Raw genomic sequence first — 13,332 nt, forward strand, 5'->3', positions numbered from 1 at the left:
CGCCAGGACACGCCGAGGCCTTTCAGCGGGCCGCCCTGCAGCACGTAGTCGAGGCGGAAGTCGCGTTCCCACTCGCCCTGGTCGCTGCCCTGGGTCTCGATGTTGCTGCCCTTCAGGTAGGTGCCCACGGCCTTCAGCCCCGGCACGCCGAGCTTGGCGAAGTCGTAGCCGTACTCGGCCACCCAGGTGCGCTCGCCGGCGCTGAGGAACTTGCCGATCTGGCGGTCGGTGATCAGGTAGGCGGTGGCGCCGTCGCCCTGGTTGAGGAAAGGGAAGGCGCTGTCGCCGGACACCTGCTGGTAGCCCAGGCTCGCCGCGTGGCCGCCGAGGGTGTAGGTGAACAGGGCGCTCCAGGTGCGGTTGTCCACTTCGAAGCGGTCCGGATCGTTGGTCGCCCAGTTGCCCGAGCTGCGGAAGCCTTCGCGGCGGCCTTCGACGCTGGCGTTCTTGCCGTCGGAGTCGCTGTAGAAGTAGCGCAGGTCGGACTTCAGCGCGCCCACCGGCAGCGCCCAGTTGTGGGTCAGGCCGACGAAGTGCTGCTGATAGAAGTCTTCCAGGTTGCCGTAGTAGTACTGCGCGAGCAGGTTGTCGCTGACCTTGTAGTCGCCACCGGCGAAGTAGAACGTGTTGACGAACTGACCCGTGCGGGCGTTGTTGGCGCCGGCGATGGAGAGGCCGCGGGCGTCGCTGGAGTTACGCCCCTTGGCGTGTTCCAGCTGGCCGCCGACCAGGGTCAGGCCGGCGATCTCGCTGGAGGTCACCTGCCCGCCCTCGAAGGTCTGCGGCAGCAGGCGACCGTCGTTGTAGGTCACCACCGGTAGCTTCGGCAGCAGGGTGCCGAGGCGCGCTTCGGTCTTGGAGATGCGCACCTTGCCGGTCACGCCCAGGCTGCCGAAATCGTCCTTGGCGCGGCCGTCGTTGTCGGTCGGGAACACGGTGCCGCCGTAGCTGGCGCTGGTCGGGTTGTAGTGAGTGCCCTTGCCGGAATCCAGCTTCACGCCCAACAGGCCGAGGGCGTCGACGCCGACGCCCACGGTGCCTTCGGTGTAGCCGGAGGCGTAGTTGAAGAGGAAGCCCTGGCCCCACTCTTCCTGCTTGGACGGCGCGTCGGCGAACTGGCGGTTGTCCGAGTTGATGTAGAAGTTGCGCAGGGTCAGGCTGGCCTTGCTGTCTTCGATGAAACCGCCGGCGGCGGCCTGCTGGGCCAGCACGCCGAGGGCGACGGCCAGGGCGAGGGACGATTGGTGCATTCGGGTTACTCCATTTTCTTGTGGTCTTGAAAGGTCACCTCGAACATCTCCTCGCCCCTATCGCTGTATTGTTTTGTATATAGCGATGGGCGAACATCAGCAGCACCGGGGCTTTCGGTCTGCTCAAGAGGGTTCGTTCAAGGGTGCGCAGTAGCGACTGTAAAAGCCGAGAAGCGCGAGACGGCGTGCATGACGCCAAAACTTGACTTCAAAGTCAAATTCTTTCAAGAATGCGACCGCACCGGCCGACCCAAGGTCAGCCGGTGGGAAATGCGGACAGTCGGGCCGGAACTTCAGGTTCCGGCCCGCTGGTGTCAGGCAGGTACGCCGAGGATGACGTGGGAGGCCTTGATCACGGCCGTCGCGTTGACGCCCTTGGCCAGGCCGAGTTCGGCCACGGCTTCACGGGTCACCACGGAGGTGACCTTGGCGCCACCGGGCAGCTCGATCACGACTTCGGAGTTAACAGCCCCGGCGTCCACCGATACCACGGTGCCGCTGAGGCAGTTGCGGGCGGACAGGCGGATGTCGCTGCCATCGGTCATGAGCATCACCCAGGGTGCCTTGACCAGCGCGATGGCCTCCTTGCCGACCGCGAGGCCCAGGGATTTGACGCTCTGCAGGGTGACGACCGCCACCAGGCTGTCGCCGCCGGGCAGGGCGAGCACGACTTCCGCGTTCACCGCGCCCTCCGTCAGGGCGCTGATGGTTCCTTTGAATACGTTGCGGGCACTTACTTTCACAGGATTTTTCCTCCGTGTTTCGAGAGGTCACGAATGGCGCTATATAGCGTAGTAAATAGCGAGAACAGGACCGGCCAAGACTCTAGGTCCGGCACTTATAGCGCCTCAACCACAACGGCCGATTTCATCCTCATTCCTGCGAGCCACCCATGACTGCACCCCGCTTCCTCGCCCGCATGTCGCTGGAAACCGCCATTGGTGCGGAGTTATCCGGCACGCGCATCCGCCTGCTGGAGCAGATACAGCTCAAGGGCTCGATCAACCAGGCAGCCAAGGCCGTGCCGATTTCCTACAAGGCCGCGTGGGAAGCGGTGGACACCTTGAACAACCTCTCCCCCACTCCGCTGGTCATCCGCGTCAAGGGCGGCCCACAGGGTGGCGGCACCGAACTGACCGATTACGGCCGCAAGGTGGTGGCGATGTACCGCGCGCTGGAAGGCGAATACCAGGCCACCCTGGACCGTCTGGCCGGGCAGCTTGACCACAACGGCCCCGAGGACATCCAGGCATTCCAGGCGCTGATGCGGCGCATGCGCCTGAACAGCAGTGCACGCAACCAGTTCTCCGGAAGCATCAGCGAGCTGGTGGAAGGCCCGGTGGAAGCCGAAGTGCGTATTCGCCTCGATCCGCAGACCGAGATCGTCACCGTGGTCACCCGCACCAGCGTGGAAAACCTGGGCCTGGCGCCGGGCATGGAAGTGCTGGCGATGGTCAAGGCGTCCTCGGTGATGCTCAGCACCGAGCGCGACGTGCGAATGACCGCGCGCAACCAGCTCTGGGGCGAAATTTCCCTGATCCACGAAGGCCCGGTGAACAACGAGGTGACCCTCGACCTGCCGTCCGGACGCAGCATCACCGCAGTGGTCACCCAGGCCAGCTGCGAAAGCCTGGGCCTGCGCCCCGGCTTGCCGGCCTGCGCTTTCTTCAAGGCCTCCAGCGTGATCCTCGCCAGTCATTTCTGAATCACCAACAACGATGAACACCACACAACCCACAACAAGGAGTCATCCCATGAGTCATCGCCTCACCCGCGCCGCCGCCGCGCTCGTCGCCCTGTTCGCCCTGGGCAGCGCCTCGGCTGCCGAAGTCCAGGTGGCCGTCGCCGCCAACTTCACCGCGCCGATCCAGGCCATCGCCAAGGATTTCGAAAAGGACACCGGCCACAAGCTGGTCGCCGCCTACGGCGCCACCGGCCAGTTCTACACCCAGATCAAGAACGGCGCGCCTTTCGAGGTCTTCCTCTCGGCCGACGACACCACCCCGGCGAAGCTGGAGAAAGAAGGCGATGCCGTGTCCGGTTCGCGCTTCACCTACGCCATCGGCACCCTGGTGCTGTGGTCGGCGCAGGACGGCTATGTGGATGCCAAGGGCGACGTGCTGAAAACGGGCCAGTACAAGCACCTGTCCATTGCCAACCCGAAAGCCGCGCCCTACGGCCTGGCTGCCACCCAGGTGCTGGACAAGCTGGGCCTGACCACAGCGGTCAAACCCAAGCTGGTTGAAGGCCAGAACATCACCCAGGCGCTGCAGTTCGTTTCCAGCGGCAACGCCGAACTGGGCTTCGTCGCCCTGTCCCAGGTGTACAAGGATGGCAAGATCACCAGCGGCTCCGCTTGGATCGTGCCGGCCGACATGCACGAGCCGATCAAGCAGGACGCGCTGATCCTGAAGAAGGGTGAATCCAACCCGGCCGCCAAGGCGCTGGTGGATTACCTGAAAGGGCCGAAGGCCGCAGAAGTGATCAAGTCCTACGGCTATCAGCTGTAAGACGGCGCGGGGTGAAACACCCTCACCCCCGGCCCCTCTCCCAAAGGGAGAGGGGAGCGTGTCGGCGGCGGCTCAGTCGTCGCCTTCTTCCATTGCGGCCTTGAGGGCCTCGTAGGCCGGTGCGGTGTAGATGCCGACGTCCACGGCCAGCTGCATGACCTTCTCCAGGTCGTGCTTGTAGACCAGCACGCACTGCAGCTCGTCATCCAGCGGTTCGCTGAAATCCACCAGCACGTAGCCGCCCTTCTCCGGGTAGAGGCTGCCCATCTGCACCTGGATGCGGTTGAGGGCCTTGAGCGGCTCGACTTTCACCAGTTGCTTGGGCTTGAGCACGAAGTTCACGCTCGGACCGAAGGAATCCACTACCTGCTGGAACAACTGGTCGTAGCTGTCGGCCTGGAACAGCACGGTGTCGGGCAGGCTGCCCACTACCACCCATTCTCCAAGGGGAATGGGGAAGCTGTCGTCGTAGTTGATATCCGGGTTGGCAGCGAGGAAGGCATCCGCATCGGCGTAGGCCTGGGTCGCCTCGGCGGCGACACCTTCGATCTCATCCTCGGCCATGCAGCCGGAGCTGATTGCCGCGATCAATTCGATAAGTTGCTGTTTCACGAGATGAGCCCTGCCGCTTGAGGAACGAAAGCGCGAAGGATACAGGGAAGCCACGCGGACATAAAAAAAGCGGAGGACCCTTGCGAGCCTCCGCCACTTCAGCACACCACGCTGAGTAAAAATCAGGTCGTACGGATCAGGTGATCGAAGGCGCTCAGCGACGCCTTGGCGCCCTCGCCCACGGCGATCACGATCTGCTTGTACGGAACCGTCGTCACGTCACCGGCGGCAAACACGCCGGGGATATTGGTCTGACCCTTGGCGTCGGTGATGATTTCGCCGCGCGGGGACAGCTCCACAACACCCTTCAGCCACTCACTGTTGGGCAGCAGGCCGATCTGCACGAAGATGCCTTCCAGCTCCAGGGTGCGCAGCTCGTCCGAGGTGCGGTCCTTGTAGACCAGGCCGTTGACCTTCTGGCCATCGCCTTTCACTTCGGTGGTCAGCGCACTCTTGATGACGTTGACGTTGGACAGGCTGGCCAGCTTCTTCTGCAGCACGGCGTCGGCACGCAGCTTGTCGTCGAACTCGATCAGGGTGACATGGGCGACGATGCCAGCCAGGTCGATGGCCGCTTCCACACCGGAGTTACCACCGCCGATCACCGCCACGCGCTTGCCCTTGAACAACGGACCGTCGCAGTGCGGGCAGTAGGCCACGCCGCGGCCGCGGTATTCCTGCTCGCCAGGAACGTTCATTTCGCGCCAGCGGGCACCGGTGGAGAGGATCACGGTTTTCGCTTTCAGGGTCGCACCGCTCTCGAACTTCACTTCATGCAGCTCGCCCTCGGCCTTGGCCGGGACCAGAGCGCTGGCACGTTGCAGGTTCATGATGTCCACGTCGTACTGCTTGACGTGCTCTTCCAGGGCACGAGCCAGTTTCGGGCCTTCGGTCTCCTGCACGGAGATGAAGTTCTCGATGGCCATGGTGTCCAGCACCTGTCCGCCGAAACGCTCGGCGGCAACACCGGTGCGGATGCCTTTACGGGCGGCGTAGATGGAAGCGGCAGCGCCGGCAGGGCCACCACCGATCACCAGCACGTCGAAGGCCGCCTTGGCGTTGAGCTTCTCGGCATCGCGAGCGGCGGCGCCGGTATCGATCTTGGCGAGGATTTCTTCCACGCCCATGCGGCCCTGGCCGAACAGTTCGCCATTCAGGTAGAGGCTGGGCACCGACATGATCTGGCGCTGCTCGACTTCACCCTGGAACAGCGCGCCGTCGATGGCGACGTGGCGGATGTTCGGGTTGAGCACGGCCATCAGGTTCAGCGCCTGCACCACGTCGGGGCAGTTCTGGCAGGACAGCGAGAAATAGGTTTCGAAGGTGAACTCGCCCTCGATCGACTTGATCTGTTCGATCACGTCGGCGCCGAGCTTGGACGGGTGACCGCCCACTTGCAGCAGGGCCAGCACCAGCGAGGTGAATTCGTGGCCCATGGGGATGCCGGCGAAGCGCAGGGAGATGTCCGCGCCAGGGCGATTCAACGAGAACGACGGGCGACGGGCGTCGCTGCCATCGGTCTTCAGGGTGATCTTGTCAGTCAGGCCGACGATGTCTTGCAGCAGGCCAAGCAGTTCGCGGGATTTGTCGCTGTCATCGAGGGACGCGACGATCTCGAACGGCTGGGTGACCTTTTCGAGGTAGGCCTTCAACTGAGTTTTAAGATTGGCGTCCAACATGTGCGAATTCCTTTATTGCGGGCATGAGTCACCCCTCGACGGTCGTTGCCGACCGCCCGAAACGGGATGAGGGGTGTGGTGCTGGCGGATGGCGCGAAGCCATCTGCCAGACTTCTTACAGCGGAAAAACGGAGTGGGAAGCCGCGACAGCAAGCGCCACAGCTTCCCGACCGTCTTTAGATCTTACCGACGAGGTCCAGGGACGGGGCGAGGGTCGCTTCGCCTTCCTTCCACTTGGCCGGGCAGACTTCGCCCGGGTGAGCGGCAACGTACTGGGCAGCCTTGACCTTGCGCAGCAGCTCCTGGGCGTCACGGCCGATACCGCCGGCGTTGACTTCGACGATCTGGATCTTGCCTTCCGGGTCGATCACGAAGGTGCCACGGTCAGCCAGGCCAGCTTCTTCGATCAGAACTTCGAAGTTCTTGGACAGAACCCAGGTCGGATCGCCAACCAGCGGGTACTGGATCTTGCCGATGGTGTCGGAAGTGTCGTGCCAGGCCTTGTGGGTGAAGTGGGTGTCGGTGGACACGCCGTAGATTTCCACGCCCAGTTTCTGGAACTCGGCGTAGTTGTCAGCCAGGTCGCCCAGCTCGGTCGGGCAGACGAAGGTGAAGTCAGCCGGGTAGAAGAAGAATACGGACCACTTGCCTTTCAGGTTGGCTTCGGTCAGTTCGACGAACTTGCCGTGGTGGTAGGCGGTGGCTTTGAACGGTTTGACTTCGGTATTGATCAGAGACATCGCAACGTCCTCGTTGGGTTAGAAATTTACCCGACAAAGACTATTGGGTTATTCCAAAAAGATCACATTGAATGACCCCATCAGAACGATTGATTACCTCAATGCAACTCTTCGACGCCCCGGACCACGGGGCCTGGAGCGTCGGAGCAACCGCTATCAGACCAACGTTTCGTCCAGCACGAGCACCAGTTTTCCTTCTACCTGGTTGCTGGCCAGCGCCTCGAAAGCGGCCTCGGCGTCTTTCGCGGGGAAGGCGCGTTCCAATCGCGGCTGCAGGCGGCCTTCCTCGAACAGCGGCCATACGTGCTGGCGGAGATCGCTGATGAGATCGGCCTTGAACTGCTCGTCGCGGCTGCGCAGGGTCGAGCCGATCAGCTGCACGCGCTTGCCAAGCAGCAGCGCCATGTCCAGCTCGGCCTTGCGACCGCCCATCAGGCCGATGTTCACCCAGCGGCCATCGACGGCGACCAGCGCCAGGTTGAGGCTGGCATAGTTGCCGCCCACCGGGTCGAGGATCACATTGAAGGGTGCGAAGTCACGCAGGCCTTCCAGGTCCTCGCCACGCAGCGCGCCGCCCTGGGCGCCGAGGGATTCGCAGTAGGCCAGGCGCTCGGCCGACCCCACGCTGACCCAGCAAGGGTTGCCAAAGGCCTTGCACAACTGGATGGCGGCCGAGCCGACACCGCTTGCGCCGGCGTGCAGCAACACCTTCTCGCCCGGTTTCAGAGCTGCCAGCTGGAACAGGTTGAGCCAGGCGGTGGCATAGACCTCCGGCAGCGCAGCGGCTTCAGCCAGCGACAGCCCCTCGGGCACCGGCAGCACATGGCGCGCATCCACCACGACCTCCTCCGCCATGCCGCCTCCGGCGAGCAGGCAACAGACACGGTCACCCACCTGCCAGGCGCCACTGCCCGGGCCTACCTCGGCGATCACCCCGGAAGCTTCCAGCCCCAGGATATCGCTGGCCCCTGGCGGCGGCGGATACAGCCCTGCACGTTGCAACAGGTCGGCTCGATTCAGACCGGCGGCGGCCACGCGGATCCGCACTTGTCCTGCATCACAAGCCGGGCTCGCCCGCTCCCCCCACTCCACGCGCCCTTCGACGCCTTGCAATGCCTTCACGGTGCCTCCATAGTGAGCTTGGACCTGGCCCAGCGACCTGCTGGGCCTTCGCGTTGCGCCAATGGAACCCGGCGCCCTCAAATACGGCCTAATATGCGTTATCACCTGTCCCGACGTCGAATCAGCATGAAGCGCTCCCTGATCAGTTCCGCCCTCGCCCTGGCTCTCAGCGTCAGCGTCCTGCCGTTGCATGCCGCCCCTACCGCCCCGAACAGTTGGGACTCCATTCAGCCCGACCGTGAACAGGTGATCGCCAGCCTCAATGTGGTGGAACTGCTCAAGCGCCATCACTACAACAAGCCGCCGCTCAACGATGAGCGCTCGGTGAAGATCTACGAGGGCTACCTCAAGCTCCTCGACCCGGCGCGGATGTACTTCACCGCCGGTGATATCGCCGAATTCGACAAATGGCGCACGCGTTTCGACGACCTGCTGAAAAGCGGCGATCTGGAACCGGGCTTCATCATCTACAAGCGCCACCTGGACCGCCTCAAGGAGCGTCTGGACTTCGCCCTGGCGTTGCTGGACAAGGGCGTCGACAAGATCGACTTCAACGTCGACGAGAGCCTGGAAATCGACCGCGAGAAGGCGCCCTGGGCCAAGGACCGTGCCGCCCTCGACGACCTCTGGCGCAAGCGCGTGAAAGACGAAGTGCTGCGCCTGAAGATCGCCAAGAAGGAACCCAAGGCCATCCAGGAACTGCTGGTCAAGCGCTACAAGAACCAGCTCTCCCGCCTCGAACAGACCCGTGGCGAAGATGTGTTCCAGGCCTACATCAACGCCTTTGCCCAGACGTACGACCCGCACACCCAGTACCTCTCCCCGGACAACGCGGAGAACTTCGACATCAACATGAGCCTGTCCCTCGAGGGCATCGGCGCCGTGCTGCAGAGCGATAACGAGTACGTGAAGGTGGTGCGCCTGGTGCCGGCCGGTCCGGCCGAGAAGAGCAAGCAGGTCGCCCCGGCGGACAAGATCGTCGGCGTTGCCCAGGGCAATGGCGAAATGGTCGACGTGATCGGCTGGCGCCTGGACGAAGTGGTCAAGCTGATCCGCGGCCCGAAAGGCTCGGTGGTTCGCCTGGAAGTGATTCCGGCGAGCAACGCGCCGAACGACCAGACCAGCAAGATCGTCGCCATCACTCGCGAAGCGGTGAAGCTGGAAGAACAGGCCGCGAAGAAATCCGTCCTCAATCTCGAGCATGAAGGCAGCAAGTTCAAGCTCGGCGTGATCGAGGTACCGGCCTTCTACCTGGACTTCAAGGCTTTCCGCGCCGGCGACCCCGAGTACAAGAGCACCACCCGCGACGTGAAGAAGCTCCTGGGCGAATTGCAGAAGGAGAAAGTCGACGGCGTGGTCATCGACCTGCGTAACAACGGCGGCGGCTCCCTGCAGGAAGCCACCGAACTGACCGGCCTGTTCATCGACCAGGGTCCGACCGTTCTGGTGCGCAACAGCGATGGCCGTGTCGATGTGCTGGCCGACGAGAACACCGGCGCCTTCTATACCGGCCCGATGGCCGTTCTGGTCAACCGCCTGTCCGCCTCGGCTTCGGAAATCTTCGCGGGCGCGATGCAGGATTATCACCGCGCGCTGATCATCGGTGGCCAGACCTTCGGCAAGGGCACCGTGCAGACCATCCAGCCGCTGAACCACGGCGAACTGAAGCTGACCCTGGCCAAGTTCTACCGCGTTTCCGGCCAGAGCACCCAGCACCAGGGCGTGCTGCCGGACATCGAGTACCCCTCGGTGGTCGACACCAAGCAGATTGGTGAAAGCGCCCTACCCGAAGCCATGCCCTGGGACAGCATCCGCCCGGCCATCAAGCCCGAACTGGACCCGTTCAAGCCGTTCCTGGCCGAACTGAAGTCCCGCCACGATGCGCGCACCGCGCAGGACCCGGACTTCGTCTACAGCCGCGAGCGCCTGGCGCTGGCCCAGAAGCTGATGAAGGACACCGTGGTCAGCCTCAACGAGACCAAGCGTCGCGCGCAGCAGGCCGACATCGAGACCAAGCAGCTGACGATGGAGAACACCCGTCGCAAGGCCAAGGGCGAGGAGCTTCTGAAGGAACTCAAAGCGGAAGACGAAGACGCCGTCCCGGTAGAAGAGGAAAAGACCAAGCCGGAAGACGACGCCTACCTGACCGAGACCGGGCAGATCCTGCTGGATTACCTGGGCCTGAACGCAGCCGTGGCGAAACATTGAAATGATGTCATAACGCCGTCACATAACTGTCGTGAAATCCGGGGGCCGCAATTGCGGCCCCTTTCTTTTTCACGAGTAACAGCATGACCGTCACCGAGCAGTTGAGCGCACTGGGCCTGATCCTCGCTCACGGCGACTTGCACAGTTTGTTCCAGCCAATCCTGTCGCTGTCGGAGCGGCGCATCCTCGGCTACGAGGCGCTGACCCGAGGCCCGTCCAACAGCCCGTTGCACTCCCCCATGACCTTGTTCGCGGTAGCGCGCCACGCCGGACGCCTCAGCGAACTGGAAATGGCCTGCCGCAAGAGCGCGTGCCGGCGCTTCAAGGAACTCAAGCTCGATGGCCTGCTGTTCCTCAACGTGTCCCCGGAATCCCTGCTGGACCCGGCGCACCAACCGGGTCGCACCCTGAAGATGCTGCAAGCCTTCGGTATCCCGCCGAGCCAGGTGGTGATCGAGCTGACGGAACAGACCCCGACCGAAGACTTCAATCTGCTCGATACCGCCCTGCACCATTACCGCGCCATGGGTTTCTCCATCGCCCTGGACGACCTGGGCGCCGGCTACTCCAGCCTGCGCCTGTGGTCCGAGCTACGCCCGGATTACGTGAAGATCGACCGCCACTTCATCGACGGCATCCACCAGGACGCGGTGAAGCGCGAGTTCGTCGAATCCATCCTGAAAATGGCCAAGGCCTCGCGTGCCCAGGTCATCGCCGAAGGCATAGAGCTGCCGGAAGAACTCGCGGTTCTGGCGGAGATGGGGATCGACCTGGTCCAGGGCTACCTGCTGGGCCGCCCTCAGGAACACCCCTCGCGCGACCCGCGCGCGCTGTTGCCGACGATGGAGTCGCTCAGCAGCATGAACGAGGAGAACCGCGACCTCTCTGCGCTGCTTAACGAGCAGCCGGCGGTACACGAGGACACCCCCATCCACGAAGTGCTGGAAGCGTTCCGCGCCCAGGCCAACCTCAACTCGCTGGCAGTGCTGGACGCCCATGAACGCCCGGTCGGCATCGTGCATCGCCACCTGCTCTCCGAGGCCCTGCTGCGTCCTTTCGCCACCGACCTGTTCACCCGCAAGTCGGTGAATCGGCTGATGAGCACGGACTTCCTCGCGGTGGAACTGGGACAGTCGCTGCAACAAGTCAGCCGCCTGATCACCAGCCGTGCGCGGCAACGGATCGAAGAGGACTTCATCATCATTCTCGAGGGCCGCTACCGGGGCCTGGGGCGGGTGATCGATGTGCTCAAACTGATTACCGAGCTGAAGATCCAGCAAGCGCGCCATGCCAATCCGCTGACCCTGCTACCGGGCAACGTACCCATCCAGCAGTGCCTGACGCGCCTGCTGCAGCAACGCCGTCAGGCGGTGGTCTGTTATGTGGACATCGACAGCTTCAAGCCCTTCAACGACCTCTATGGCTACGCCAAGGGCGACGAGGTGCTGCTGTGCCTGGCCCAGTGCCTGAGCGAACGCGTGGACCCGGCTCGGGACTTCGTCGGTCATATCGGCGGCGACGATTTCATGCTGGTACTGGGGTCGGCTGACTGGCGCATGCGCCTCAACCATCTGCTGGAAGACTTCCAGGGTCAGTGCCGGCGCTTCTACCGCAATGACCATCTGGAAGCGGGCTGCTTCGTCGCCCATAACCGTCATGGCCAGCGCGAGGAATATCCGCTGCTGTCGCTGTCCATTGGTGTTGTGACCCTGAAGGCCGAAGACTGCCTGCGACTGGATGCCTCGCAACTGGCGGGGCTCGCCTCCGAGGCCAAGCGCCACGCCAAGGCGATGCCAGGCTACAGCCTGCATATCATCGACGCAGAGTAAAAGAGCCCCGACCTGTAGGAGCCAGCTTGCTGGCGAAGGCCCTATTCGCGAGCAAGCTCGCTCCTACGCGCAGATTCCTGGCGCTGCTGTCTACGTAGGGTGAAAATCCGCGTGGCGGATTTCCACCACAGGCCGCATGCCCGGAATGCGCTGTCAGAGCCCCAATTCGCCCGCCCGCCGCGCCGTGCGCTCGGCGGCCTCGGCATCGGGTTCCAGTCCCGGTCCGCCGTCGCGGTAGAGGTCGGCCAGCTTGCGCGCTGCGAGCGGATGGCCAGCATCGGCCGCCAACTGCCACCAGCGCGCGGCTTCCGCAGCATCCGGAGCCTGGCGGGCATCCCCGTCCAGGCTCAGCACCCCAAGCTGATAGGCGGATTTTCCGTCGCCAGCCTGAGCTGCCAGGCGGAGCAGGCGAATGCCCTCCTCCCGCGCGCCGAAGCCGTGTCCACGGTGAAGCAGCAGGTGACCGTAGAAACTCTGTGCGGACAGGTCGCCCAGGGCAGCCATGCGCGCGAACTGGCCTTGCATCCATTGCCAGGCACGCGGATGGGCCACCAGCTTGGGGAAGCGCATGAGCCGGCGTGCTACCAGGTAGCCGAGCCGTGCCCGCAGCTTCCAGAGCATCACTGCTCCTCGGGGTAGGTGAACTCGAATACGCGAACGACTTCAGCTGCATGCCAGGACGCGGCGGCGGTGCCATCCGGCGGGCCGGCGAAACGGCCCAGGCGTTCGACGCACTCGAAGAACCCCGTGCGCGGCAGGCGACTGGCGCCCTGGCTGATCACCAGGGAACTGCGCAAGGGTCGCTCGGCGCGGGCGTCGAGGGCGGCCAGGTGCTCGAGGGCTGCAGTAAGGGTCTGCATTGCCGGGGACGGCAACTGCAGGCGTTCGATCAATGCCCGGTAGGTCAACAGATGACGCTGACGGCGAGCATCTTCCAGTTCATCCAACAAGGCTTGCCAGTGCTGGCGGCTGATTCGCAGACTCAAGATCCGGACTCCCAGCCGGATACGCCGAGGACATGCGCCAGACTCCGTTTGATGGCTTCATCGGGCTCGCGTTCGCCGCTCTCGATCAACCCGAGATAATGCGGGCTGATCCCCACAGCACGAGCCAGTTGCTCCAGGCTCTGGCCCTGCGCTTCGCGCAGCGACTTCAGTTGTCCGAGCGCAACCCTGGTTGGTTCGGTGGCCGATTCCGTAGCGGCCTGGCCGGCGGCGCGCAGCAGCGCCTGATACTCGGCCCAGGGCAGTACCGCGTACTCCGCCTGGCCGTCACGCATGATCACTTGCACACTCATTGAAGCTCCCCGTGGAACGCAGTGCCGACTGCTTCAGCACCTCCATGCAGGCGGCCATATTATCAGGCCGAGGGCCCGCAGAGGG

13 protein-coding genes are annotated in these 13,332 nt (G+C 63.7%); 4 read left to right on the forward strand and 9 right to left on the reverse strand.

The genetic code is table 11. The features are described from left to right. Positions 1-1,250: OprD family porin (locus tag DM872_RS22900; protein WP_179061588.1), on the reverse strand; the 1,250-nt coding region annotated here is incomplete at its 3' end. 314 nt (positions 1,251-1,564) lie between these two features. Next, positions 1,565-1,993 carry a TOBE domain-containing protein gene (locus tag DM872_RS22905; RefSeq protein WP_179061589.1) on the reverse strand — a complete coding sequence of 143 codons (429 nt, stop codon included), beginning with the start codon at positions 1,991-1,993 and terminating at the stop codon, positions 1,565-1,567. Positions 1,994-2,142: 149 nt separating this feature from the next. Between DM872_RS22905 and DM872_RS22910 the strand changes: the two genes are divergently transcribed. After that, entirely contained in the window at positions 2,143-2,955 is an 813-nt protein-coding gene (locus DM872_RS22910) for a TOBE domain-containing protein (RefSeq protein WP_179061590.1), read from the forward strand. A gap of 49 nt (positions 2,956-3,004) precedes the next feature. Further along, positions 3,005-3,760: a molybdate ABC transporter substrate-binding protein gene (gene modA / locus DM872_RS22915; protein ID WP_179061591.1), complete on the forward strand. Its 756-nt coding sequence runs from the start codon at positions 3,005-3,007 to the stop codon at positions 3,758-3,760. 72 nt (positions 3,761-3,832) lie between these two features. On the opposite strand, the gene DM872_RS22920 is transcribed toward modA, so the two are convergent. From DM872_RS22920 to DM872_RS22935, 4 genes are all read right to left on the reverse strand, one after another. After that, entirely contained in the window at positions 3,833-4,372 is a 540-nt protein-coding gene (locus DM872_RS22920) for a hypothetical protein (protein ID WP_179061592.1), read from the reverse strand. A 122-nt stretch (positions 4,373-4,494) separates the two neighbouring features. Next, positions 4,495-6,051 (reverse strand): alkyl hydroperoxide reductase subunit F, encoded by a 1,557-nt coding sequence (ahpF, locus tag DM872_RS22925; protein ID WP_179061593.1) that lies wholly within the window; start codon positions 6,049-6,051, stop codon positions 4,495-4,497. A gap of 176 nt (positions 6,052-6,227) precedes the next feature. Beyond that, positions 6,228-6,791 carry an alkyl hydroperoxide reductase subunit C gene (gene ahpC / locus DM872_RS22930; RefSeq protein ID WP_069082528.1) on the reverse strand — a complete coding sequence of 188 codons (564 nt, stop codon included), beginning with the start codon at positions 6,789-6,791 and terminating at the stop codon, positions 6,228-6,230. Positions 6,792-6,947: 156 nt separating this feature from the next. Beyond that, on the reverse strand, positions 6,948-7,913 hold the full coding sequence (locus DM872_RS22935; protein WP_179061594.1) for an NAD(P)H-quinone oxidoreductase: 966 nt from the start codon (positions 7,911-7,913) through the stop codon (positions 6,948-6,950). A 126-nt stretch (positions 7,914-8,039) separates the two neighbouring features. Here DM872_RS22935 and DM872_RS22940 point away from each other — a divergent pair, with 126 nt between their 5' ends. Continuing rightward, positions 8,040-10,121: a carboxy terminal-processing peptidase gene (locus DM872_RS22940; RefSeq protein WP_179061595.1), complete on the forward strand. Its 2,082-nt coding sequence runs from the start codon at positions 8,040-8,042 to the stop codon at positions 10,119-10,121. A gap of 83 nt (positions 10,122-10,204) precedes the next feature. Then, positions 10,205-11,950: a bifunctional diguanylate cyclase/phosphodiesterase gene (locus tag DM872_RS22945; protein ID WP_179061596.1), complete on the forward strand. Its 1,746-nt coding sequence runs from the start codon at positions 10,205-10,207 to the stop codon at positions 11,948-11,950. A 153-nt stretch (positions 11,951-12,103) separates the two neighbouring features. On the opposite strand, the gene DM872_RS22950 is transcribed toward DM872_RS22945, so the two are convergent. The 3 genes from DM872_RS22950 to DM872_RS22960 are packed head-to-tail and all read right to left on the reverse strand — an operon-like array spanning position 12,104 to position 13,247. After that, positions 12,104-12,571 (reverse strand): tetratricopeptide repeat protein, encoded by a 468-nt coding sequence (locus tag DM872_RS22950; protein WP_179061597.1) that lies wholly within the window; start codon positions 12,569-12,571, stop codon positions 12,104-12,106. Beyond that, positions 12,571-12,936, reverse strand: a complete 366-nt coding sequence (locus DM872_RS22955; RefSeq protein WP_077521470.1) for a hypothetical protein — start codon at positions 12,934-12,936, stop codon at positions 12,571-12,573. The genes DM872_RS22950 and DM872_RS22955 overlap by 1 nt, the downstream gene beginning before the upstream one ends. Beyond that, positions 12,933-13,247, reverse strand: coding sequence for a helix-turn-helix domain-containing protein (locus DM872_RS22960; RefSeq protein WP_179061598.1), 315 nt, complete (start codon positions 13,245-13,247; stop codon positions 12,933-12,935). Before DM872_RS22960 ends, DM872_RS22955 begins: the two co-directional genes overlap by 4 nt. Positions 13,248-13,332 lie beyond the last annotated feature (85 nt).

This window comes from Pseudomonas taiwanensis, from assembly GCF_013393345.1.
Taxonomy (GTDB): Bacteria; Pseudomonadota; Gammaproteobacteria; order Pseudomonadales; family Pseudomonadaceae; genus Metapseudomonas; species Metapseudomonas resinovorans_C.

Coding starts and splice junctions, on each gene's coding strand:
- DM872_RS22940 (WP_179061595.1), top strand. CDS start 8,040: ATGAAGCGCTCCCTGATCAGTTCCGCCCTCGCCCTGGCTCTCAGCGTC.
- DM872_RS22945 (WP_179061596.1), top strand. CDS start 10,205: ATGACCGTCACCGAGCAGTTGAGCGCACTGGGCCTGATCCTCGCTCAC.
- ahpC (WP_069082528.1), bottom strand. CDS start 6,791: ATGTCTCTGATCAATACCGAAGTCAAACCGTTCAAAGCCACCGCCTAC.
- DM872_RS22960 (WP_179061598.1), bottom strand. CDS start 13,247: ATGAGTGTGCAAGTGATCATGCGTGACGGCCAGGCGGAGTACGCGGTA.
- modA (WP_179061591.1), top strand. CDS start 3,005: ATGAGTCATCGCCTCACCCGCGCCGCCGCCGCGCTCGTCGCCCTGTTC.
- DM872_RS22910 (WP_179061590.1), top strand. CDS start 2,143: ATGACTGCACCCCGCTTCCTCGCCCGCATGTCGCTGGAAACCGCCATT.
- ahpF (WP_179061593.1), bottom strand. CDS start 6,051: ATGTTGGACGCCAATCTTAAAACTCAGTTGAAGGCCTACCTCGAAAAG.
- DM872_RS22950 (WP_179061597.1), bottom strand. CDS start 12,571: ATGCTCTGGAAGCTGCGGGCACGGCTCGGCTACCTGGTAGCACGCCGG.